21 protein-coding genes are annotated in these 19,503 nt (G+C 61.1%); 13 read left to right on the top strand and 8 right to left on the bottom strand.

Annotation, left to right across the window (positions count from 1 at the left end; genetic code table 11):
- The first annotated feature begins 32 nt into the window (after nt 1–32).
- Nucleotides 33–1,397 (top strand): MFS transporter, encoded by a 1,365-nt coding sequence (locus tag ACK509_RS08080; protein WP_410765974.1) that lies wholly within the window; start codon nt 33–35, stop codon nt 1,395–1,397.
- Nucleotides 1,398–1,456: 59 nt separating this feature from the next.
- Nucleotides 1,457–3,163, top strand: a complete 1,707-nt coding sequence (locus tag ACK509_RS08075; protein WP_410765973.1) for a histidine kinase N-terminal 7TM domain-containing protein — start codon at nt 1,457–1,459, stop codon at nt 3,161–3,163.
- Between the two features lie 68 nt (nt 3,164–3,231).
- Here ACK509_RS08075 and ACK509_RS08070 read toward each other — a convergent pair whose 3' ends face one another.
- A complete protein-coding gene (locus ACK509_RS08070) occupies nt 3,232–3,975 on the bottom strand; it encodes a DNA polymerase sliding clamp (protein ID WP_410765972.1) in 744 nt (247 codons plus the stop codon).
- 183 nt (nt 3,976–4,158) lie between these two features.
- On the opposite strand from ACK509_RS08070, the gene ACK509_RS08065 reads away from it, so the two are divergent.
- The 3 genes from ACK509_RS08065 (at nt 4,159) to ACK509_RS08055 (ending at nt 5,825) form a co-directional block, all read left to right on the top strand.
- The gene (locus tag ACK509_RS08065) at nt 4,159–4,557 is read left to right on the top strand and encodes an ArsR/SmtB family transcription factor (protein WP_410765971.1); all 399 of its coding nucleotides are present in this window, start codon (nt 4,159–4,161) and stop codon (nt 4,555–4,557) included.
- Nucleotides 4,554–4,976 (top strand): low molecular weight phosphatase family protein, encoded by a 423-nt coding sequence (locus ACK509_RS08060; RefSeq protein ID WP_410765970.1) that lies wholly within the window; start codon nt 4,554–4,556, stop codon nt 4,974–4,976. The genes ACK509_RS08065 and ACK509_RS08060 overlap by 4 nt, the downstream gene beginning before the upstream one ends.
- A gap of 75 nt (nt 4,977–5,051) precedes the next feature.
- Nucleotides 5,052–5,825: a 23S rRNA (uridine(2552)-2'-O)-methyltransferase gene (locus ACK509_RS08055; protein ID WP_410765969.1), complete on the top strand. Its 774-nt coding sequence runs from the start codon at nt 5,052–5,054 to the stop codon at nt 5,823–5,825.
- A 286-nt stretch (nt 5,826–6,111) separates the two neighbouring features.
- On the opposite strand, the gene ACK509_RS08050 is transcribed toward ACK509_RS08055, so the two are convergent.
- The 3 genes from ACK509_RS08050 to ACK509_RS08040 form a co-directional block, all read right to left on the bottom strand.
- Complete coding sequence (locus ACK509_RS08050; protein ID WP_410765967.1) at nt 6,112–6,831, bottom strand: queuosine precursor transporter; 720 nt, start codon at nt 6,829–6,831, stop codon at nt 6,112–6,114.
- The gene (locus ACK509_RS08045) at nt 6,824–7,000 is read right to left on the bottom strand and encodes a ribbon-helix-helix domain-containing protein (RefSeq protein WP_410765966.1); all 177 of its coding nucleotides are present in this window, start codon (nt 6,998–7,000) and stop codon (nt 6,824–6,826) included. Before ACK509_RS08045 ends, ACK509_RS08050 begins: the two co-directional genes overlap by 8 nt.
- 80 nt (nt 7,001–7,080) lie before the next feature.
- Nucleotides 7,081–9,234, bottom strand: a complete 2,154-nt coding sequence (locus tag ACK509_RS08040) for a twin-arginine translocase subunit TatC (protein ID WP_410765965.1) — start codon at nt 9,232–9,234, stop codon at nt 7,081–7,083.
- A gap of 131 nt (nt 9,235–9,365) precedes the next feature.
- Between ACK509_RS08040 and ACK509_RS08035 the strand changes: the two genes are divergently transcribed.
- Together ACK509_RS08035 and ACK509_RS08030 are read left to right on the top strand one after the other, a co-directional pair.
- Complete coding sequence (locus tag ACK509_RS08035) at nt 9,366–10,637, top strand: twin-arginine translocase subunit TatC (protein WP_410765964.1); 1,272 nt, start codon at nt 9,366–9,368, stop codon at nt 10,635–10,637.
- Nucleotides 10,638–10,728: 91 nt separating this feature from the next.
- Nucleotides 10,729–11,037, top strand: a complete 309-nt coding sequence (locus ACK509_RS08030; protein WP_410765963.1) for a hypothetical protein — start codon at nt 10,729–10,731, stop codon at nt 11,035–11,037.
- A 43-nt stretch (nt 11,038–11,080) separates the two neighbouring features.
- Here ACK509_RS08030 and ACK509_RS08025 read toward each other — a convergent pair whose 3' ends face one another.
- On the bottom strand, nt 11,081–11,554 hold the full coding sequence (locus ACK509_RS08025; RefSeq protein ID WP_410765962.1) for an SRPBCC family protein: 474 nt from the start codon (nt 11,552–11,554) through the stop codon (nt 11,081–11,083).
- 71 nt (nt 11,555–11,625) lie between these two features.
- Here ACK509_RS08025 and ACK509_RS08020 point away from each other — a divergent pair, with 71 nt between their 5' ends.
- Nucleotides 11,626–12,264 (top strand): histidine phosphatase family protein, encoded by a 639-nt coding sequence (locus ACK509_RS08020; RefSeq protein WP_410765961.1) that lies wholly within the window; start codon nt 11,626–11,628, stop codon nt 12,262–12,264.
- A 9-nt stretch (nt 12,265–12,273) separates the two neighbouring features.
- Here ACK509_RS08020 and larE read toward each other — a convergent pair whose 3' ends face one another.
- Nucleotides 12,274–13,152 (bottom strand): ATP-dependent sacrificial sulfur transferase LarE, encoded by an 879-nt coding sequence (gene larE, locus ACK509_RS08015; protein ID WP_410765960.1) that lies wholly within the window; start codon nt 13,150–13,152, stop codon nt 12,274–12,276.
- 140 nt (nt 13,153–13,292) lie between these two features.
- On the opposite strand from larE, the gene ACK509_RS08010 reads away from it, so the two are divergent.
- Both ACK509_RS08010 and ACK509_RS08005 read left to right on the top strand, forming a co-directional pair.
- Nucleotides 13,293–15,284, top strand: coding sequence for a MutS-related protein (locus ACK509_RS08010; protein WP_410765959.1), 1,992 nt, complete (start codon nt 13,293–13,295; stop codon nt 15,282–15,284).
- Between the two features lie 86 nt (nt 15,285–15,370).
- Nucleotides 15,371–15,634 (top strand): hypothetical protein, encoded by a 264-nt coding sequence (locus ACK509_RS08005; protein WP_410765958.1) that lies wholly within the window; start codon nt 15,371–15,373, stop codon nt 15,632–15,634.
- On the opposite strand, the gene ACK509_RS08000 is transcribed toward ACK509_RS08005, so the two are convergent.
- The gene (locus ACK509_RS08000) at nt 15,635–16,042 is read right to left on the bottom strand and encodes a hypothetical protein (protein WP_410765957.1); all 408 of its coding nucleotides are present in this window, start codon (nt 16,040–16,042) and stop codon (nt 15,635–15,637) included.
- Between the two features lie 156 nt (nt 16,043–16,198).
- Here ACK509_RS08000 and ACK509_RS07995 point away from each other — a divergent pair, with 156 nt between their 5' ends.
- Nucleotides 16,199–17,323 carry an ORC1-type DNA replication protein gene (locus tag ACK509_RS07995; RefSeq protein WP_410765956.1) on the top strand — a complete coding sequence of 375 codons (1,125 nt, stop codon included), beginning with the start codon at nt 16,199–16,201 and terminating at the stop codon, nt 17,321–17,323.
- Between the two features lie 51 nt (nt 17,324–17,374).
- Nucleotides 17,375–18,067, top strand: coding sequence for a ribose-5-phosphate isomerase RpiA (gene rpiA / locus ACK509_RS07990; protein WP_410765955.1), 693 nt, complete (start codon nt 17,375–17,377; stop codon nt 18,065–18,067).
- 54 nt (nt 18,068–18,121) lie between these two features.
- On the opposite strand, the gene ACK509_RS07985 is transcribed toward rpiA, so the two are convergent.
- Complete coding sequence (locus tag ACK509_RS07985; protein ID WP_410765954.1) at nt 18,122–18,289, bottom strand: DUF1931 domain-containing protein; 168 nt, start codon at nt 18,287–18,289, stop codon at nt 18,122–18,124.
- Between the two features lie 193 nt (nt 18,290–18,482).
- Here ACK509_RS07985 and larB point away from each other — a divergent pair, with 193 nt between their 5' ends.
- Nucleotides 18,483–19,238 (top strand): nickel pincer cofactor biosynthesis protein LarB, encoded by a 756-nt coding sequence (gene larB, locus ACK509_RS07980; RefSeq protein ID WP_410765953.1) that lies wholly within the window; start codon nt 18,483–18,485, stop codon nt 19,236–19,238.
- The last annotated feature ends 265 nt before the right edge of the window (nt 19,239–19,503 follow it).

The raw sequence follows: 19,503 nt of genomic DNA, 5'->3' as shown, positions 1-19,503 counted from the left end.
TGGTTAGGGACTTCTCGCACGATTGAGGTGTTGTGAGTTCACCCGAATCCTCGACGGCCCCTGACGCATCGATTCCCTCGGACGATGCATCACCCGGCACGCGTCGCGCGCTGGCAGTGGTCGTCGCAATCGTCTTTATCGACCTCTTGGGATTCGGGGTCGTCATTCCGATTCTGCCGTTCTACGTCCGGAGTTTCGGCGTCAGCGACGTGTACATCGGCCTGCTCGCGGCCTCCTACTCGCTCATGCAGTTCGTCTTCGCGCCGATTCTCGGGCGCATCTCGGACCAACGCGGGCGCAGGCCGGTCTTGATGCTCTCGCTCGTCGGGAGCGTCCTCGCGTGGACCGTCTTCGGCCTCGCTGGGGAAGTCGAACTCGTCATCGGGACGACGTTCGCCGTCGCCACGCTCTTCGTCTCGCGGATGCTCGCGGGCGCGATGGGTGGCAATATCGCAACTGCACAGGCCTACATCGCAGATATCACGCCAGTCGAGCGCCGCGCTGGCGCGCTCGGTTTGCTCGGGGCATCGTTCTCGCTTGGATTCATCTTCGGCCCTGCTATCGGCGGATTGATGGCGTCTGAGCCGGTCGTCACCGCTGCCCGCGACGTACTGCCGAGTTTCATCCCAGCGACGCGCTTCTCTCTGCCGAGTTTCACCGCCGCGGCGTTCAGTCTCGTGAGCCTCGGCTCTGCGTTCTTGTTCCTCCGCGAACCCGAACGGCAGCGGAGTCCTGCTGGACAGGCGACGACGACGCTCATCTCGCAGTTCCGAGACGCCCTCTCCGACGACTCGCTTCGAGGATTGGTCGTCGCGTTCTTCCTCGTCTCGGTTGCCTTCTCGGGCGTGCAGGTCATGTTCATCCCGTATGCAGCCGACATCTACGGCTACAACGAGACGGAGACGGCGCTGTTTCTGACCTACATCGGACTCCTTGGGACGTTGAATCAGGGTGTCGTCGTCGGCCGACTCGCAAAGCGATACGCAGAAGCCTTGCTCGCCGTCGTCGGCGCGATCTGTCTCGCAATCTCGCTCGCCGTCCTCCCGTTCTCCCCGAACGTCGGATCGCTGTTGCCATCGATTAGCGGGCCTGCGTGGCTCTCACCCGAACTGCTCGTATTGCTCCTCGTGGGGGCGCTTCTCTCGTTCGGCAACGGCATGCTGAACGTCTCGCTCTCGACGCTCGTCTCGGCCTCCGCGTCGTCAGAGAGACAGGGCAATGCCTTCGGGGTCACCCAGGGGTCGGGAAGCCTCGGCCGGACGATTGGACCGCCGACGATGGCCGTGTTCTACGTCCTCGCTTACTGGTCGCCGTTCGTCGCGGGCGCGATACTCCTCGTTCCGGTCGTCGCCATTCTCGTCACGATTGTTCGTCGTCCGCGGCCCACTATTTCGTGACAGATTCCCATACATTCAATACCCGCAACTGTTAGGCCACCGCGTTCAGAGTCATAGACGTGCTTGTGGGTGGCGTCGTCTCTCCCCTCGTGGTGTTGTGCCTGCTCGCAGCGATTGTGTCGTTCTCTATCGGGACTGTCGCGTGGCGTGAGGGGACCGAACCGGGGTCGAAGTCACTCGCCGTCTTATTGTTCGCAGCGACGCTCTGGGCCGGGTCGTATGCAGTCGCACTCACCGTGTTCGACCTCGGGCGACGCTTCTGGTTTCAGGTTCCTATCGACCTCGCGCAGGCGATTATCGCCCCAGCGTGGTTCGCGTTCGCGCTCTCGTATACGGGCCGCGGCGAACTTCTTTCGCGCAAGGTCATCGCCGGGTTACTCGCGTTTCCAGCGGTCACACTCGGCGTCTTGATGACGAATCCGCAGCACAATTTGCTGTGGAGTAACTACCGACTCGACCCAATTTTCGGTGCGGCGACAGTCCACTTCGACCCGAATTTGTGGTACTACCTGCACGCAGTCTACGGGTACGTCATCATCGGCACGGGCCTGCTCTTGGTCGTCGAGATGCTCGTCGAACGCCTGCCACACTATCGGGCGCAGGCGACCGCGCTCGCAATCGGCTCGACTGCACCGACCATCGCCCACGTCGCTCACACCTTCGGTCTCGGACCGTTTCAGATGATTAACTTCACCCCTGCCGCACTCGCGGTCACGGGCGCAACATTCGGATATGCACTCTATCGATTCCAACTATTCGGCCTCTCTCCGGCCACGGGTCGATTGGGTCGTCGCGCCGCCATCGACGACGTTGCGGTCGGGATTCTCGTCCTCGACCGTGAAGACCGAGTCGTCGATGCGAACGCCGCTGCGCGGTCACTTCTCGACATTGACGTCGCTGCGGTCGCACTCCAACCCGTGACGACTGTGCTTCCAAATATCGACTTCGAAGCGACTCGCCAACTGACCGAGGTGACGGTCAACCGCCGGAGTCGAACATACGAGGTGACGATTTCTCCCGTCACCGACCAGCACGGCCGCCGTCTCGGACGAACCGTGAGTGTCTCAGACGTGACGTCGCGCGTCCACCGTCGTCAACGGTTGGAAGTTCTGAACCGTGTGCTTCGGCACAACCTCCGCAACGACATGACGGTCGTCATCGGCTACACCGACATGGTCGAAGACAAACTCCCATCGGGTGACCGAAAGGCAGTAGAGACGATTCGCGGCCGGTCGAACGGCCTGCTTTCGCTCGCCGAGAAAGCCCGAACCGTCGAACGAGTGATGGCCGATATCGACGACGGTGGGCAGTTCGACGCTGCCGCGGCGATTCGCCAAACCACACGAGATGTCCAAGAAGCGTTCGACGCACCGCCCGTGACGATTACCGGCCCAGAATCGTTCACCGTCTCCGGAAGCGAGTCGGCGACAAGATTGGTCGTCCGCGAACTCGTCGAAAACGCGTACGAACACGGTGGCGACGACCCGACGGTCAGCCTCGACTTTGCTATCGCCGATGGAACCCTCACGATTCACGTCACTGACGACGGCCCGGGCGTCCCAGAGTACGAGCGGACGGTCGTCGAGATGGGGAACGAATCGCCGTTAAAACACGGTAGCGGCATCGGTCTCTGGGCGGTTCGCTGGACGGTCGATGCCCTCGGTGGCTATCTCGCGTTCGATGTCGAAGACGGGACGACGGCGACAGTTCGGGTTCCCTACTGGGACGTTGACGAACGCAGTACCGCGGACACGCCGAAGAACTGACACTGTGAGTCGTCACAGTACTCGTCGCTACGAGCGTAGAGGAAAACGGAGAAGCCGCGAGTGCGCGCTTAGTCGCTCTGGATACGCGGGGCGAGCATGTAAGTGATGTCGCCGAGTCCTTCTGCGATTTGGTAGTGAAGTTTGACCGGGAACTCTTCGCCGAGTTCGATGGTGACCTCGGCGTCGGAGGGAATGGCCTTGTTCATGTCTTTCAGGTAGTCGAGCGAGAAGAGCGAATCTGCCGAGCCTGCCTCGATGCTGATGAGGTCTGCGGGAGGCAGCGAGAGGTCGACGTCGTCGGTGTCGCCTTCTGCTTCGATGTGGAACGTCTCTTCGCCAGCATCGACACGGAGACGGATGTGGTCAGAGACCATATCCGCGGCCTTGATACCGCGGTCGAGGTGGACGCCTTCGAGGATGATGTTCGCGGGCAGGTCGAGGTCCGGAATGTCGGGTTCCTGCCGGATGGAGTCGGGGTCGATGAGCGCGAGGGTGTACGAGAGACCTTCGATACGAATGTTGAGCTTTCGCGTCTCTTCGTCGAGTTCGAGATTGATGAGGTCGCCAGCACCTGCCATCCCGGCGACTTCTTCGAGACGAGAGAGGTTGACGCCGATGACGCCGCCGTCTGCCTCGTAGGATTCGAACGCTGCTGCATCGAGGTCGAGGTCGACCATGCCGACGTTCGCGGGGTCGACCGCACGGATGGCGAGACCCTCCTCGTTGAGTCGAATCTTACACTCATCGACGAGCACGCTCACCGAATCGAGTGCGTCCCGAAGCGTCGCGGCACTCACGATGGCCTTGAACATATGTGCGGTCGTACGATTGCGGTGTTAAAAATACTCCTGATTTGATTCCATAGCTTGTTCCCGCGCGCCCTCTCGCGTGCGCGAGAACGGACCGGGCGAATCGTCGGTGGAAAAAGCCGGGACTTCTCGGTGCAATTGCCCACGCCGACACAACTATATGAACGATTGCTCAACCATGCAGGTATGGCAGACGCCTCGACACGACTTCGCCACCTCATCGAAGACGAGGTCGGTTCTTGTTGCAGTACCGACGTCGATGCCCGACTCGACGAGTTAACCGCGCTCAAAGATGGGCTTCCGAGCGAGTACGACCGCGACCTCGGGGCAATGAAAGCACTCGGAAACGACACCCGCTATCTCATCACCCGCCTGCTCGCCGCCGCCGATGGCGAGCTCTGTGTCTGCGAACTCACGCCGCTGTTCGACGTGAGCGAGAGCGCGATTAGCCACGCGCTCTCGGACCTCACGGATGCCGGACTCGTCACGCGCCGCAAAGACGGGACGTGGCGGTACTACCGGACGACGCCGCTGGCCGAGCGACTCGTCGGCGCGCTCGATGCCGAACGAGGTGACAGCGAATGAACGAACACACGCGTGTCGCGTTCGTCTGCGTCCAGAACGCCGGTCGGAGTCAGATGGCGACTGCATTCGCTCGCCGCGAACGTGACCGACGCGGCGTCGAAGACCAAACCGACATCGTGACTGGTGGGACTGACCCCGCCGACAACGTACACGACGTGGTCGTCGAAACGATGTCCGAAGTTGGCATCGACCTCGCTGACGAGACGCCACGAGCGATTTCCGAAGACGAAATCATGGACGTGGATATCGTCATCACGATGGGTTGTTCTGCGGAGGGAATCTGCCCGATGACGTGGCGCGGTGACGCCCGCGACTGGGACCTTTCGGACCCCGACGGACAGGATTCCGAACGAGTGCGCGAGATTCGAGACGATATCGAGCGGCGGGTTGGCGAACTCTTCGACGAGCTGGAGTCGTAACATCCTGAAACGGGTTCACACGCGCCGAAACAAGCCGAAGCCGGTTTACGGACTGATACGCTAGAGTGGCCAACGATGGCGCGCAAGGACCACTACTACAACAAGGCCAAACAGGAAGGCTACCGTGCCCGGTCGGCCTACAAGCTCAAACAACTCGACGAGGAAGTCGGCTTGTTCGGCCCCGGCAACATCGTCGTTGACCTCGGTGCCGCCCCCGGTGGGTGGCTTCAGGTCGCCTCGGAGAAAGTCAAAGACAACGGCAAAGTCGTTGGCGTTGACCTCCAGCGTATCCGCAATCTCGACAGAACCAACGTCGAGACCATCCGCGGCGACATGACCGAAGACGAGACGAAAGACAAGCTCAAATCTATTATCGGTGAGAAAGGCGCTAACGCAGTCGTCTCTGACATGGCACCGAACATGACCGGCGAGTACTCGCTCGACCACGCTCGCTCGATTTACCTCGCCCGGCAGGCGTTCGAAGTCGCACAGGACTTGCTCGCAACCGGCGGCGACTTCGCAGTGAAGGTGTTCGACGGCCGCGACCTCGCGGACTTCCGCGCCGAGATGGAAGGGAGCTTCCAGTACGTTCGCTCGATTCGACCTAACGCCTCGCGCGACAGCTCTTCAGAGCAGTATCTCGTGGGCAAGCGCTACCTCACCGCACCAGTTCGCTCCGGCGACGAATTGGACGTCGAAATCATCGACGTGGGAAGCGAGGGCGACGGTATCGCCAAAGTCGAGGACTTCACTGTTTTCGTTTCTGGGACTGAAACCGGCGAGACGGTTCGCGTCAAAATCACCGACGTGAAGCCGAAGTTCGCGTTCGCAGAGCGACTCGACGAGTAAGCGCTCGGCTCCTTGTGTGCGCCCCGCACGTGGTTTATTTTACTGCCCGGCGTTCGTCGTTACTCTATAATTACAAGGTCGAGTTGAAGTCTCGTGGCGCACCCTCGCCAGCCCCCTCGACACGCTCCTGTCGCAAGAATATCTCCAAACGACGTGTACGTCCCACAGTTCGGACAACGAATGCCCATCTCCATTCCGTCGAGTTCTGTGAGTCGGACGCGGCGCTCATCGGCCATACGCCGTGTGGTATGCTACCAAAAGAGATAAGACGTGCGTCGAAGCGAAATTAGTCTGCGACCCACCCGTCGGTCGATTCGGTGCTTTCGTCGCCAAACAGGCTGACGACAGCGTAGACGAACGGTGTATCGACGAACGCGATGAGCAGTTTCAGGAGGTACTGTCCGGCGATGAGCGAGATAAGCACGCTGCCGGGGAAGGCAGTTCCGATACCGAGGACGGTCGGCGCGACGTAGAACGCGACGCCGACGAAAATGACCGTGTCGATGGCTTGACTCGTCGCCGTAGAGAGGATGTTTCGGAGCCACAAGTACGCACCGTCGGTCATGTCGCGGATGCTGTGGAAGACGATGACGTCCCAGTTCTGACTCACGAGGTAGGCGAGTAGACTTCCGGCGACGATGTTCGTTCCCGACCCAAGCACGTTCGCGAACTGAGTGGCGAACTCGGTGTCGGCGGCGGGTGCGGCAATCGTACTCCAGACGAGTCCGAGCAAGACGAAGTTCATCGCAAAGCCGACGTTGACCATGATTTGGGCTGGGCGGCGACCATACAACTCGGCATAACAATCGGAGGCGAAGAACGTGAGCGCGTACGCCAACGCCGCACCGGGCATGATGATAGCGGGCCCAATCACGGGAAGTTCACCAATCGCCGACGGGAGCGGGATAGCCAAGAGCTTCGAGGCGGTCAACTGTGCCGTCGTCAGCGCCGTGATGAACAGACCGACGAGGACGATTTGCCCGGTTCCTGCACGACTCTCACTCATTGGTATCTAGTCGATTGTGACGTTCGTCGATTTGGTCGAGAATGTCGAGCGTTTTACGGACCGATGCGCGAACTGCGTCGCTTCGGTTGACGAATTTCTTGTCCTCACCGACGTGCTCGTCGAGGTCTGCGAGCAACTCGTCGGGAATCTCGACGCTTATTTTGGCCATACCTGGCGATTCTCACGAGAATACTTACGCCTTTTCAAGGCCTCAGGCTTTACAATATAGCGGTTTGACAGGATGGGCTGTTACTCTGCCGCACCGCGTGCCGGAGCGAGATTCCGGCGACCACCGAGCGTGACCACGAAGAGGATGCCGAGTCCGGCGCCGTAGGCGGCCATCAGCGGAATCGTCACCATGAACATCGTCGTGATGCTCGCGGGGGTGAATATCGCCGAGAGGGCGAGGATAAGCACCGTGACTTCTCGCCAGCGGTTCCGCATCATATCGTAGGTGATGCCCGCGCTGTTGAGCAACACCATCAACACTGGCACGTCCGCCAGCAGGCCGATACCAGCCGTCGTGAAGAAGATGAGCCAGAAGAAGTTGGTGATGCGGTAGGCGATAATCATCTCTGCGGCGATGGCGTCCTCGACGAGGAACGTGATGACACCGGGTGCGACGTAGTTGTACCCGAGTACGAACCCACCGAGCAGACCAGCAGTCAGTGCGCCGGTCCAGAGGAAGACGGTCCGGCGGCGCTGGCGGACGACGTTGCGCTCGCGGAGCGCGGGCCACGCGAAGTACGCGACGAGCGGGAGTGTCGCCAGTGCGGCCACGATAGTCGAGAACTTCACTTCGAAGATGAGTGCCTCCATCGGGTGGAGGGCGACGACGTTCAGCACTTCTTCGGGGCGAACGGCCGCCGGAAGGCTTCGCAGGAAGTCGTCGTAGACGATTTTGATACCGCCGGTGTAGAGCCACCCGAACGTCACGGCGAGGACGGCCATGAACCAGCCGACGACCCAGAACGCTCTGGAGGTGAGCGATTCGACGATGAACGCGATGTCGGTGTAGTAGCCGCCGATGTCGTCTTCGTCGGTCTCGCCATCGGTGAGTTCAGAGAAGAACGCAGTCCCAGCGCGAGTGGTACGGTCTTCGAGTTCGTCCGGTTGGTCCTCGGACTCTGCTGCGGCCTCTCTCTCGGCTTCGGCTTCGTCAAAGCGGTCGAGGATCGCCTGTGCTTTGTCGTTGTTGCCCTCGTCGATTGCCGCCGAGGCGAGCGCCATCGCGCGGTCCTCGTCGACGTCGGTGAAGGCTTCCGGCGGTGCTGCGCGGATACCGTCCGCGTCGAGCGCGCCGAGGTCGAGTTTCGTCGGGTCACCGACACCGATTTTTGTCCGTTCTAATCGCTCGATGTCGCGGTAGACGAGGTAGCCGAGGCCGAGGACCAGCCCGACGATGCCGCCTGCGACGACGAACGCGCCGAGCGAAATCTGTGAACCGGGTTCGAGGAAGAAGTAGTCGCTGCCGATGTAGTCGAGTCCGACGTTCGCCAGCGCGACGCCGCCGTACTCGTAGAAGGCGTAGACGAGCAGTCCAGCCACGACACCGACGCCAGCCAAGAGATTCCAGTGGTACTTTGCGGTCGCCGCGATGTCCATCTTCTCGCTGCCGCGCTTGGCCGTGACGACGATTTTTGTGAGGTACAGGCTGATTCCGTAGAGCGTCAGCACCGGCACAGCCCACATGATTTGCGTGAAGGGGTCCGGCGGCGTGAACAGCGCACCGAACGCGAAGATGCCGACGGCGGCGTGACGCCACTTGTCGCGGAAGAGTTCGTAGGGGACGATTTCAGCGTACGACAGTCCCGTCATCGCGAGCGGGAGTTGGCTCGCAAGTCCGAACGAGAGGGTGAGCAGGAAGATGAACTGTGCCCACTTGACGATAGAGTACGTCGGCGCGAAGCCTGCGGCGTCGGCGTTCTGTGCGAGGAACGCGAACGTGAACGGGAAGAAGACGAAGTAGCCGTAGGCGACGCCGACGATAAACAGCACGACCATACTGACGCCGATGAGTACGAGTTTCCACGGGGCTACTGGTGACCGTGGCCACGCTCCGCGGGCCTTCAGCGCGTCCCGCGCGTAGTAGATGAACGGCGGCAGTGCCATGATAATCCCGACGACCATCCCGATTTTCGCCTGTAAGAGGATGACGTCGAACGGTGTTTGAGCGATAATTTCGACCTCACCGGCGACCGCGTCGTTCATCTGCGCGTACGTTATGCCCTTGAAGAAGTCCCAGACGTAGAGGCGCAGCGCGTAGAACGAGCCTAAAAACCCGATGAGAAAGACGATAAAGACCTTCTGGAGGTCTTTTTGCGCCGCTCTGAGCATCGCTCCGGCGGTCTCTCGGCCTGCCGAGAGGGCCGCTTGGGTGTCGTCATCGAGGGCGCTAGACATACGCGGTGAAAGCAGTTTGGCCGTTATCAATCTTTTTCACCGCGACGGCGCAGTCACGTGGCGTCGTCTCTCGATGAGCGACGGAGCCATCCGAAAAGACCTATAACTCGCCGGTTGCCTACATCACCTGAATGGCGGAGGACGAACGAGACGACGGGCCCTCTGCAGACGAACGTGAGCCGCCAGTCTCGACGACTGAGCGCCATCCACCGGCACTCGACGACGACGGTGATGGCGACGGGACCCTCGACGACGAGGACGACGAGACTACTGACGTCGATGCTGCGCCGGACGACAGCGACAGCGACGACTCTGATTCTTCCTCGACCGAGCCGGTTTACGGGCGTGTCACGCCACCTGAAGAGTCAGAACTCGGCTCCGACGAGGCTGACGAAGACGCTGCGCCTGACGGAGAGACGGACGACGAGTCCGAGACCGGTCACAGCGACCAGAGTCTGGTCGAGACCGACGAGGATGGAAATCTCGTCAGGAAAGACGAACAGACAAGCGAAGACGGCGAGGAGGGTGACTCCGACGAGCCTGGCTCGTCGCTGACCAAGACGCAACCCGAACTCCAAGCAGAACCCGAAGACGCGTACACCGATGACTTCGACGACGGACTCGTCGGTGGCGGCCCCGACACCGACCAAGAGATGCCGCTGACCGCCCACATCGAAGAGATGGTCCGGCGGGTCGCGGTCGTCTTGGGTGTCGCTGGGTTCGTCACGCTCCTCCTCTTCCCCGGTGCCGACATCGCCAACGCGCTGTTCGGATTGAACCTCCCGAGCGCGACGGACGTCATCAACTTCCTGTGGAACTCTCACATTCCCGGTGCAGACGCCATCGAATCGCGTCGCCCCCGCCTCTACGGTCCGCTCGAACTCATCATCACGAAGCTGAAAGTCGCCGGACTCGCGGGGACGGTCATCGGTCTGCCCGTCTTCGTCTACGAGACGTATCTGTTCATGCGTCCCGGACTCTACAAGCGCGAGCGCAAGTACTACCTCGCCGCTGTTCCGACGAGTCTCATCCTCGCGCTGGTCGGTGTCCTCTTCGCTCACCTCATCGTCCTCCCCGCGATTTTCGCGTACTTTACGTCCTACACCGAAGGGACCGCAGTCATCGCATTCGGCCTCAAAGAGACATTCAACCTCATCCTCATCCTGATGGGCTATCTGGCCATCGTGTTCCAGATTCCACTGTTCGTGCAGTTGGCCATCATGATGAAACTGGTCACGCGGACGTGGCTCGAAAACCGTCGCCTCCTGTTTTGGGGCGCGTTCCTCGGCATCGCGTTCCTCGTTAGCCCCGACCCGACCGGGATGGCCCCCATCCTCATCGCAATCACGATGATTGTGCTGTTCGAAGGGACGCTTGCGATTCTCCGGTGGACGGGTAACTAACCCTCTCTCGGCGTTTTAGCTGTTCGATAGCTGGTAGTATGTCCGACCCAAGCCAGAAGAATTATCGCCCGGAAGTTAAGTATCTGACAGAATGGCTGATGTCGTCTCCGTGCTTCTGTTGGCCGTTCCGCTGTGGCTCGTCGTGAGCGCGTGGGTTAGCCTCGACGCGTCGAACCGCAGTTCTCACAACGCCTTTCTCTGGGGACTCTCGGTGTTCGTCGGTGGCCCTCTCGGGTTACTTCTCTACTTCAATATCGGGAGAGACCGAACCTACGACACATCACCAGCAGAAACACGACACTCTCGAACAGGACTTATCCAGTGTCCGAACTGCCAGTCACTGGAGAAACCGACTCGTCGCTCGTGTCGGGTCTGTGACGAACCGTTGCAGTCGTCGTAGATTTCAGCACTCCACACAGTCGGTGACTACGACTCTGTAGGGACTACGCCGATTCCGTCGCCTCTCGTTTCTCTGTACCGTTCGGCTCTTCGACGCGCGCTTTCAGCGCCTCGTTCATCTCGATGAATCCTGCTCGCGTCTGCTCGCCGATGAACCGGAGAACGAGGCCCGCAAACAGCCCTGTAAATCGCTCGGCGTGGGTGAAGCGGGTTCGTTCGCCACCGTCGAGCGGTTCGAGGTGGAATCGGTGTTCACCGTCGAAGATGCCGGGGGTAAACAGGTGGCCAAGCCAGCGGAGTTCGCGATTCGGCTCACAGCCAACCACGTCGGGCGTGAACACCGATTCGCGGCCACCGGGTGGTTGCATGTGGACCGTCAGGGTCGCTCCTTCGTTCGCCCGACCCGCGATGCGCATGAAGGGATTCCAGTCGGGATAGTGGTCGAAATCAAGGAGAACCGCCCACACGTCGGTCGGTGGCGCGTCGATGTCGATAGTGGTCGAAAGTTCGTGAGCCATACACACTCTTCGTCGTCTGAGAGCGTGAATCACGCGCAAAGGTTGATAACCGGTGAGGTAAGAGACGACCTATGGCAACCCTCCTACTCGCCCGACACGGCGAGACCACGTGGAACCGTGCTGGGCGAGTACAAGGATGGGCGCCTACCTCACTGACCGACCGTGGTCAGGCGCAGGTACAGGCGCTTGCGACGCACGTCGCAACAAACTACGAAATCGACCGCGTCATCTCTTCGGACCTCGAACGCGCCCAAGAGACGGCTCGTCCACTCGTGAGTGAACTCGATATCGAACCCGCGTTCGACCCGTCGTGGCGCGAACGCGACGTTGGGTCACTGCAAGGTCTGTTGGCAGATGACCTCTTTAGGACCTACCCGCAGTACGCGCTCAACCAAGTCGGCGCACCCGCCGCCCGCGAACGCCCACCGAGCGGCGAGAGTATTATCGACACCCAACGTCGAGTCATCACCGCGTTCGAGGGGCTCTCAGCGTCGCTCGAAGCCGACGAGACGGCAGTCGTCGTCACGCATGGCGGACCGATTCGCCTCATTCTCGGCAAGCTTCACGGCCTCGACATCGAGACGACGATGCTCGACCTCTCGGTCGAAAACGCGAGTCTGTTCGAACTCGCTATCGAGGCCGACGAAGAGACCGAAGTGTCCGAATATCACGTAATCGCAGAAAACGAGACGCGTCACCTCCCGGCCTAAACTGGTCTCCTATTCTCGAACCGGGTAGTCCTGTGCGAACACGTCTTCGACGAGCAGGTCTTCGTCCGACTCGTCGGCCGCAGGGCTGACGCTCCCAGTTCGGTATCCATGGAGGTCCAGCGTGACGTGGTCGAAGCCGACGCCCTTCAGGTGGTCGCGGGCGGCACGAACGAAGTCGGGGTCGAGTGCGGCCTCCAGTTCGTCCGGAGCGACTTCGATACGGGCGAGACCGTCGTGGTCGCGGACGCGGAACTGTTCGAAGCCCCACGTCCGGAGGATGCTCTCGGCCTGTTCGACACGCGAGAGGCGCTCTTTGGTGACTTCGAGGCCAGTCGGAATACGAGATGAGAGACAGGCCATCGACGGCTTGTCGGCGACAGAGAGGCCGTACTCGTCGGCAATCTCGCGTACCTCGTCTTTCGTGATGTCGTGGCCAAGAAGTGGCGAGAGTACTTCGAGTTCTTCGACGGCGCGGAGGCCGGGTCGGTGTCCCTCGCCGGGGTCGGATGCGTTCGTCCCGTCGCACACTGTCTCGATACCGCGCTCGCGGGCGGCCTCGTACATTCGGCTGAGGCGCATCGTCCGACAGTGATAGCACCGGTCGCCGTCGTTGACGACGAAATCCGGGTTGTCGAGTTCGGAGAATTCGACGACGATGTGAGGAATCCCGATTTCGTCTGCGACGCGCTTTGCATCGTCTAATTCGGCTTCGGGGAGTGTCTCGCTCTTGGCCGTACAGGCGACTGCGTCGTCGCCGAGGGCGTCGTAGGCGAGTGCGGCCACCACGCTTGAGTCTACGCCGCCGGAGAAGGCGATGAGGGCACTATCACGCTCTGCGAGTGCCTCACGCGCTGCATCGGCCTTCGCCGCGACGGTTCGCTCGCTCATAGCACTCCTTTCCCAGTCGATGCTCAAAAGCCCCTCGTCACCGGCGCGGACGACCGGAAAATTGGTTTGCGGGTCGAATTCCTCTTCGGCCCCGCTCGCACCCGCTATTTTTTGGTAGCTGGCGCGATAGGTCCGGGCGAATGGAGTTCGAGACCATCCCCGGCGTGGGCGAGAAGACGGCAGCGGCGCTCTCGAAACTCGATAACGCCGAAGAAGCCCTCAGAGACGGCGACGTAGCGGCGCTCTCGAATGCCCCCGGACTCACCGTCGGGCGAGCGGCGGCCATCGCGCGCGGCGCGATTCGACGCGAACACGACGACGCTGGTGGCTTTCTCGCCACCGACCGCTCGACCGAACTCTACCGCGATGCACTCGCGCTCGTCCAGTCCCGAACTGTCACGAACTACGCCGAACGGCGACTGGAGACGCTGTTTCCGACCGGCTCTCACTCGCGCATCGAAGAAGTTCGCGCCTTCGCCCGCGATGCGCTCGAACACGAACCCACCCCCGACGTACTCGACGCGCTCTCGGGTGTCGAACCCCTATCCGAACCGCCGACAGTCCGCGTCCGCGAACGCTGTATCGCCACCGCCGACGCCGAGCGGTACGCCGACGCCAAATCGACCTTCCCCGAACTCTCTATCGAAGTCGTCGAAGACGCCCGCGGTATCGCCGAACTCGCTCGCTCGTACTCGACCGTCGTCGTCCTCGACGAGACGTTCGCCGGAATCGACGTGGAGGGTGACGTGCGCGTCACCCCCGACGCCACCTCCCGAATCGACGAACTCGTTCCCGAACGCCTCCTCAACTTCTTCGCCGAAAACCGCGAGACGCTCCACGCCGCGGCCGCGGTCCACGAAGCCGCCGAACTCGACCCCGCCTGCGACATCGACGCGCTCGAAGACGCGCTCTCGCGGCTTTCTGACGACGGAACCATCGTCGGCGACGACGAGTTGACGCGACTGTCGAACGCCGTCTCCGACCTCGACGCCGCCGTCTCGACTGCTGAATCCGTCGCTAACGACCGCCTGCGCGACGTCATCCGCGAGCGCGACGTGACCATCGAGGGCACGGACTTCCTCTCGCTGGTCGAACAGGGCGCTCGCGTCGATTCCTTGCTCGGTCGGGAACTCGAAGACGAGTTCGATGGCGCACTCGCCGCCGCCCGCGAACACTTCGTGGATTCGCTGGGCTTGATGGGTAGTGAGGCCGCCTTCGCCGAGCAAGTCTTCCCCGAGAATCCGTCGTTCCCACTCGAACACGACGAGGCCGCGGTCGGTCGGCTTCGAACCGAACTCAAAGCGGGACGCGACCGGCGCGCAGCGAAGTTGAAAGCCGAACTCGCCGCCGACTTGCAGACACTCCGCGGCCCGGTCGAGACACTCGTCCGCGACGCCCTCGAACTCGACGTGAAGTTCGCTGTCTCCCGATTCGCCCGCGACTTCGACTGTGTGTTTCCCGAGTTCACCGGCACTGCTGGCGACGGCGAACCCGGTTCGTTCGCTATCGACGGCGGGCGCTCGCCACTGCTCGACGTCTCTTTCGAAGACGTAGACCCCGTGGACTACGAGGTCGCGGGCGTCACGCTCCTCTCCGGTGTCAACAGCGGTGGGAAAACTTCGACGCTCGACCTCGTGGGTCTCATCGTCGTCCTCGCCCACATGGGGCTTCCCGTCCCTGCGGAGTCTGTCGAATTGAGTCGGTTCTCCGAACTCCACTACTACGCGAAATCGCAAGGCACCCTCGATGCGGGTGCGTTCGAGAGTACGCTCCGCGACTTCGCCAACCTCACCGACGGCGCGGCCGATAGACTGGTTCTCGTAGACGAGTTGGAGAGCATCACTGAACCCGGTGCCTCGGCCAAAATCATCGCCGGAATCCTCGAAGAACTCGCCGAACAGGGTGCGGCGGCGGTGTTCGTCTCCCACCTCGCTGGCGGGATTCAGGAGGCCGCAGACGTGTCGGTTGCAGTGGACGGTATCGAAGCAGTTGGACTGGAGAATGGTGAACTCGTGGTGAATCGCTCGCCAGTGAAGGACCACCTCGCGCGATCTACTCCGGAATTGATTGTCGAGAAGTTGGCTGGAGAGAACGAGACGACGTTCTATGCACGGTTGTTGGAGAAGTTCTAGCCCACTCTTTTCTGCGTCGGGGCCGCCAGAGACGACCCGCTCGCGGTGCAGTTCATTTTATTACATTTTGACATCAATTCCGGCCAATGCCCTCCAGCGAACTCTCCCCCGAAGAACAGTACGAACTCACCTATCGGGCGACGAAGAATGCGCTTTGGGACGTACTCGGCACCGCGGTCTATCTCGTGTTTCTCATCGTGGCGGCGAGTATCGGCCTGTTCGTCTTGTTCTTCCCGTCGGTGTTGAACTTCTCACAGAGTCCGAATCGTCCCGTCTTACTCGGTGCCGCCGTGGTCGGAGTGTTGATTTTTGCAGTCGCAGGCTACCGAATCTACCAACTCACGCGGTAATCAGTAGGCCACGTATCGACTCGTCACGTCCCAACGAATCGTTGCGATGAGTCCAACCAGACCGGCGAGCGACATCCCGAGTGGAACGAACGTCGTCGGGTCGGTGTAGTCGCGGCTTGTGTCGAAGTCGAAGTAGTAGTACACGCCGTCGCGTTCGACGACCTGTGGGAGTCGCCCGGGGCTCTCTTCGAAGTGAAGTGTCTCGCCTTCCAGTGCGCGGTCAACGTACTGCTGTTGTGTCGCCGAGAGCGAGTCGTACGACGGCTGGACTGTCTCGGGTACGTCGGTCCTCTCGCGGTCGAACTGATAGGTGTAGTCGCTATCACCAAAAAACCCGAAGCCGAGAATTCCGAACCCGAGGAGTGCAAGCGCGAGTACGAGAGCGGCGAGTTGGAGACGACTGGCCATACAGTCTCAATTCATGATATCGAGTTAACTTTTCTTCGACACATGCTCTGATGGCTGAACTGCCCGTAACAACCCGCTCAGGCCTCCTCACTGTCAGACTCTCGTCGGACAGTTCCCAGTAAACGATTAAGTCCCCCGCGCGTTGTATTCTAATCAATGAGGGAGGACCCCGAGGAGGGGATGCTGTCGTGGGATGAGACGGTATTCCGCGACGAACACGTCTTCGAGATCGATTTCGTCCCGGAGACGTTCAACCACCGCGAAACACAACTGCAAAGCCTGAAGTACGCACTCAGGCCCGCAGTTCGCGGTTCGCGTCCCCTGAATACGATGGTTCGTGGCCCGCCAGGGACGGGTAAAACCACGGCCGTACAGAAGCTCTTCGGCGAGTTGGGCGTCCAGTCGGGCGTTCGAACCGTTCGCGTGAACTGCCAAGTCGATTCGACACGCTACGCAGTGTTCTCGCGCGTCTTCGAACACATCTTTGAGTACGAACCCCCGTCTTCCGGAATTTCGTTCAAGAAACTGTTCGGGCAGATTACCGACCGACTCGTCGAAGACGACGAGGTGCTGGTCGTCGCACTCGACGACGTGAACTACCTGTTCTACGAAAACGAGGCGTCAGATACGCTCTACTCGCTCTTACGTGCCCACGAAGCGCATACTGGGGCACGCATCGGCGTCATCATCATCTCGTCGGACCTCTCGCTCGACGTTATCGACGAACTCGATGGCCGTGTCCAGAGCGTCTTCCGCCCCGAAGAGGTGTTCTTCCCGCGATACGACGTGGACGAGATTTTCGACATCCTCCGCGGGCGCGCAAAGCGCGGCTTCCACGATAACGTCGCTGGTGACCCCGAAATCGACCGTATCGCCGAACTGACCGCCGACAGTGGCGACCTTCGGGTCGGTATCGACTTGCTCCGTCGCGCCGGTCTCCACGCCGAGATGCGGGCCTCTCGAACCGTCGATTTAGACGACGTCGAAGCGGCCTACGACAAGTCGAAGTACGTCCACCTCTCGCGGGTCCTCCGCGGGCTTTCGGACCCCGAGCGCGAACTCGTCCGCGTCGTCGCCGAGTGCAACGGCGAACGCGCTGGTGAGGTGTTCGAGGCGTTCCACGAAGAGACCGGTCTGGGCTATACGCGCTACTCCGAACTCGTGAACAAACTCGACCAACTCGGTATCATCGAAGCCCGCTACACCGAAATCGAAGGCCGCGGCCGAACGCGCTCTATCTCGTTGACCTACGACGCCGACGCGGTGTTAGACCGCCTCTGAGCGGGCAGAAAGTCGGGTCCCTTTTTACTCGTTGCCGCAGTCGATTCGCGCATGAAGACCACTGGTGGAACCGACGAACAGAAGCGTCGCGCGGCGCTCGCCGCCGCCGAAGCAGTCGAAGACGGGATGGTCGTCGGCCTCGGGACCGGCAGTACGACCGCCTTCGCTATCCGCGAACTCGGCGAACTCGTCGCCGGGGGCCTCGATATTCGCGGCGTCCCCACCTCGTTTGCCGCCCGCGAACTCGCCCACGAAGAAGAGATTCCACTCGCGTCGCTCGACGAGATTTCGAGCATCGACCTCGCCATCGACGGGGCTGACCAAGTCGCAACGAGCGACGGTGCGCTCGTGAAAGGCGGCGGTGCGGCCCACGCCCGCGAGAAAATCGTCGATGCGTTCGCCGAGCGCTTTCTCGTCGTCGCTGACCCCTCGAAGATGGCCGAGACGCTCTCGCACTCAATCCCGGTAGAGGTCCTTCCGACGGCGCGAACGACGGTTTCGGCGGCCATCTCGGACCTCGGAGGCGACCCAGTACTCCGCCGTGCCGAGCGCAAAGATGGGCCTGTCGTCACCGACAACGGAAATCTCGTCCTCGATTGCGACTTCGGCGAAATTTCGGATTCCGAGTCGCTCGCAACCTCGCTGTCTACCGTTCCCGGTGTTGTCGAACACGGAATCTTCGTGGACGTCGCTGATCTCGTCTACGTCGGCACTGCTGACGGTGTCGATGTCGTCGAGTTCTAGAAGTGCGCTGTCGCTCTGCGCTTTGCGATAAATAGGAGTAGTTTTTGAACCGGTTTACAGGTCGCGGGGCTGGACCGTCTTACGGTCGTTCTCTTCTGCACGTCGTGCAGCGTCGTCGAGAAGTTCCTTCACTTCCTCGTCGAGTGCGTCGTAGAAGTCCGAGGCCACGTTTTTGTCCTTGAGCGCTTCTTTGACGGCTGCCTTGACAATGAGGTCTGCCATACATGATTCCTTACCGAAGCTCCTTTAATAAACGTTTCTATATTTTTGCCTAATAATGCCGTATTCGGCGGTTATGGCGCTTATCTAACGACGAAATTCGTGTGAGAATTCTCCCTTATATATCTATCTGGTTCGAGCCCCGATATCGACGCGAGAACGACGGGTATGAGTACACTCGGGCCAACTGACGGCCATGCGCGACATTCTCGACGCCGTGGCGTCCGGCGACCTTTCGCCTGCCGAGGCAGAGGCCAAGCTTGCAGGGTACACGACGACGGGTGCGGGCCGATTCGACGCCGCCCGCGAGACGCGTCGTGGTGTCCCGGAAGCGATTCTCGCCGAAGGAAAAACACCAGACGAGACTGCGACACTCGCCGCGGCAGCCGTCGAAACGAGTGGCCGGGCACTCATCACGCGTGCGTCTCACGACCACGTCGATGCCGTGAAAGCGATGCTCTCGGATGCCGATATCGACAGCGACCCCCGTGCTGGGACGATTGTTGCGACCGAACCGGGATTCGAGCGCCCGACCATCGATGCGACAGTCGGCATCATCACCGGCGGCACTTCCGACGCAGAGGCGGCTGGCGAGGCCGCTGCCGTCCTCCGTGAGATGGGTGCCTCCACCGAACGCATCGAAGACGTTGGCGTGGCCCACCTCGGGCGCGTCCTCGACCACCTCGAAACGCTTCGTGAAGTGGACGTGCTCATCGTCGCCGCGGGGCGCGAAGGCGCACTCCCCACCGTCGTCGCCGGATTGGTCAACACGCCGGTTATCGGTCTCCCTGTCTCGACGGGGTACGGCCACGGTGGCGACGGTGAGGCCGCCTTGCTGGGGATGATTCAGTCGTGTACCGTTCTCTCGGTAGTCAACGTCGATGCGGGGTACATCGCGGGAGCGCAAGCGGGACTGATTGCTCGCGCCGTCGCCGCCGCCCGCGACGACTGATTTTCTGTCACTCGTCCACTTTTCAGTTAGAAAACCGACCGGTTTTCGTGCGCACGCACACGCGCGAAGCGCCTATATGTGTAGACGTCTCTAGAACAAATTACCGGCTTGGTGGCTGCCGGATACCGACAATGCCAGTATGTGACCACTGCGGGTCACACGTTTCCGAGCGTTTCGCACGCGTGTTCGCCGACAAGCACGGGCAAGTCCTTGCCTGTCCAAACTGCTCGGCGAACGCGGGTATCGCGGAAGTCGCACGGCAACG

It is taken from the genome of Haloferax sp. DFSO60 (assembly GCF_046557615.1).
Taxonomy (GTDB): domain Archaea; phylum Halobacteriota; class Halobacteria; order Halobacteriales; family Haloferacaceae; genus Haloferax.
The sequence above is the reverse complement of the archived record's forward strand: the minus strand, read 5'-3'. Positions and strand labels throughout refer to the sequence as shown.

Coding starts and splice junctions, on each gene's coding strand:
- ACK509_RS08020 (WP_410765961.1), top strand. CDS start 11,626: ATGGCAACCCTCCTACTCGCCCGACACGGCGAGACCACGTGGAACCGT.
- ACK509_RS08025 (WP_410765962.1), bottom strand. CDS start 11,554: ATGGCTCACGAACTTTCGACCACTATCGACATCGACGCGCCACCGACC.
- ACK509_RS07995 (WP_410765956.1), top strand. CDS start 16,199: ATGAGGGAGGACCCCGAGGAGGGGATGCTGTCGTGGGATGAGACGGTA.
- ACK509_RS08000 (WP_410765957.1), bottom strand. CDS start 16,042: ATGGCCAGTCGTCTCCAACTCGCCGCTCTCGTACTCGCGCTTGCACTC.
- ACK509_RS08050 (WP_410765967.1), bottom strand. CDS start 6,831: ATGAGTGAGAGTCGTGCAGGAACCGGGCAAATCGTCCTCGTCGGTCTG.
- ACK509_RS08040 (WP_410765965.1), bottom strand. CDS start 9,234: ATGTCTAGCGCCCTCGATGACGACACCCAAGCGGCCCTCTCGGCAGGC.
- larB (WP_410765953.1), top strand. CDS start 18,483: ATGCGCGACATTCTCGACGCCGTGGCGTCCGGCGACCTTTCGCCTGCC.
- larE (WP_410765960.1), bottom strand. CDS start 13,152: ATGAGCGAGCGAACCGTCGCGGCGAAGGCCGATGCAGCGCGTGAGGCA.
- ACK509_RS08045 (WP_410765966.1), bottom strand. CDS start 7,000: ATGGCCAAAATAAGCGTCGAGATTCCCGACGAGTTGCTCGCAGACCTC.
- ACK509_RS07985 (WP_410765954.1), bottom strand. CDS start 18,289: ATGGCAGACCTCATTGTCAAGGCAGCCGTCAAAGAAGCGCTCAAGGAC.
- rpiA (WP_410765955.1), top strand. CDS start 17,375: ATGAAGACCACTGGTGGAACCGACGAACAGAAGCGTCGCGCGGCGCTC.
- ACK509_RS08030 (WP_410765963.1), top strand. CDS start 10,729: ATGGCTGATGTCGTCTCCGTGCTTCTGTTGGCCGTTCCGCTGTGGCTC.
- ACK509_RS08035 (WP_410765964.1), top strand. CDS start 9,366: ATGGCGGAGGACGAACGAGACGACGGGCCCTCTGCAGACGAACGTGAG.
- ACK509_RS08065 (WP_410765971.1), top strand. CDS start 4,159: ATGGCAGACGCCTCGACACGACTTCGCCACCTCATCGAAGACGAGGTC.
- ACK509_RS08060 (WP_410765970.1), top strand. CDS start 4,554: ATGAACGAACACACGCGTGTCGCGTTCGTCTGCGTCCAGAACGCCGGT.
- ACK509_RS08070 (WP_410765972.1), bottom strand. CDS start 3,975: ATGTTCAAGGCCATCGTGAGTGCCGCGACGCTTCGGGACGCACTCGAT.
- ACK509_RS08005 (WP_410765958.1), top strand. CDS start 15,371: ATGCCCTCCAGCGAACTCTCCCCCGAAGAACAGTACGAACTCACCTAT.
- ACK509_RS08010 (WP_410765959.1), top strand. CDS start 13,293: ATGGAGTTCGAGACCATCCCCGGCGTGGGCGAGAAGACGGCAGCGGCG.
- ACK509_RS08055 (WP_410765969.1), top strand. CDS start 5,052: ATGGCGCGCAAGGACCACTACTACAACAAGGCCAAACAGGAAGGCTAC.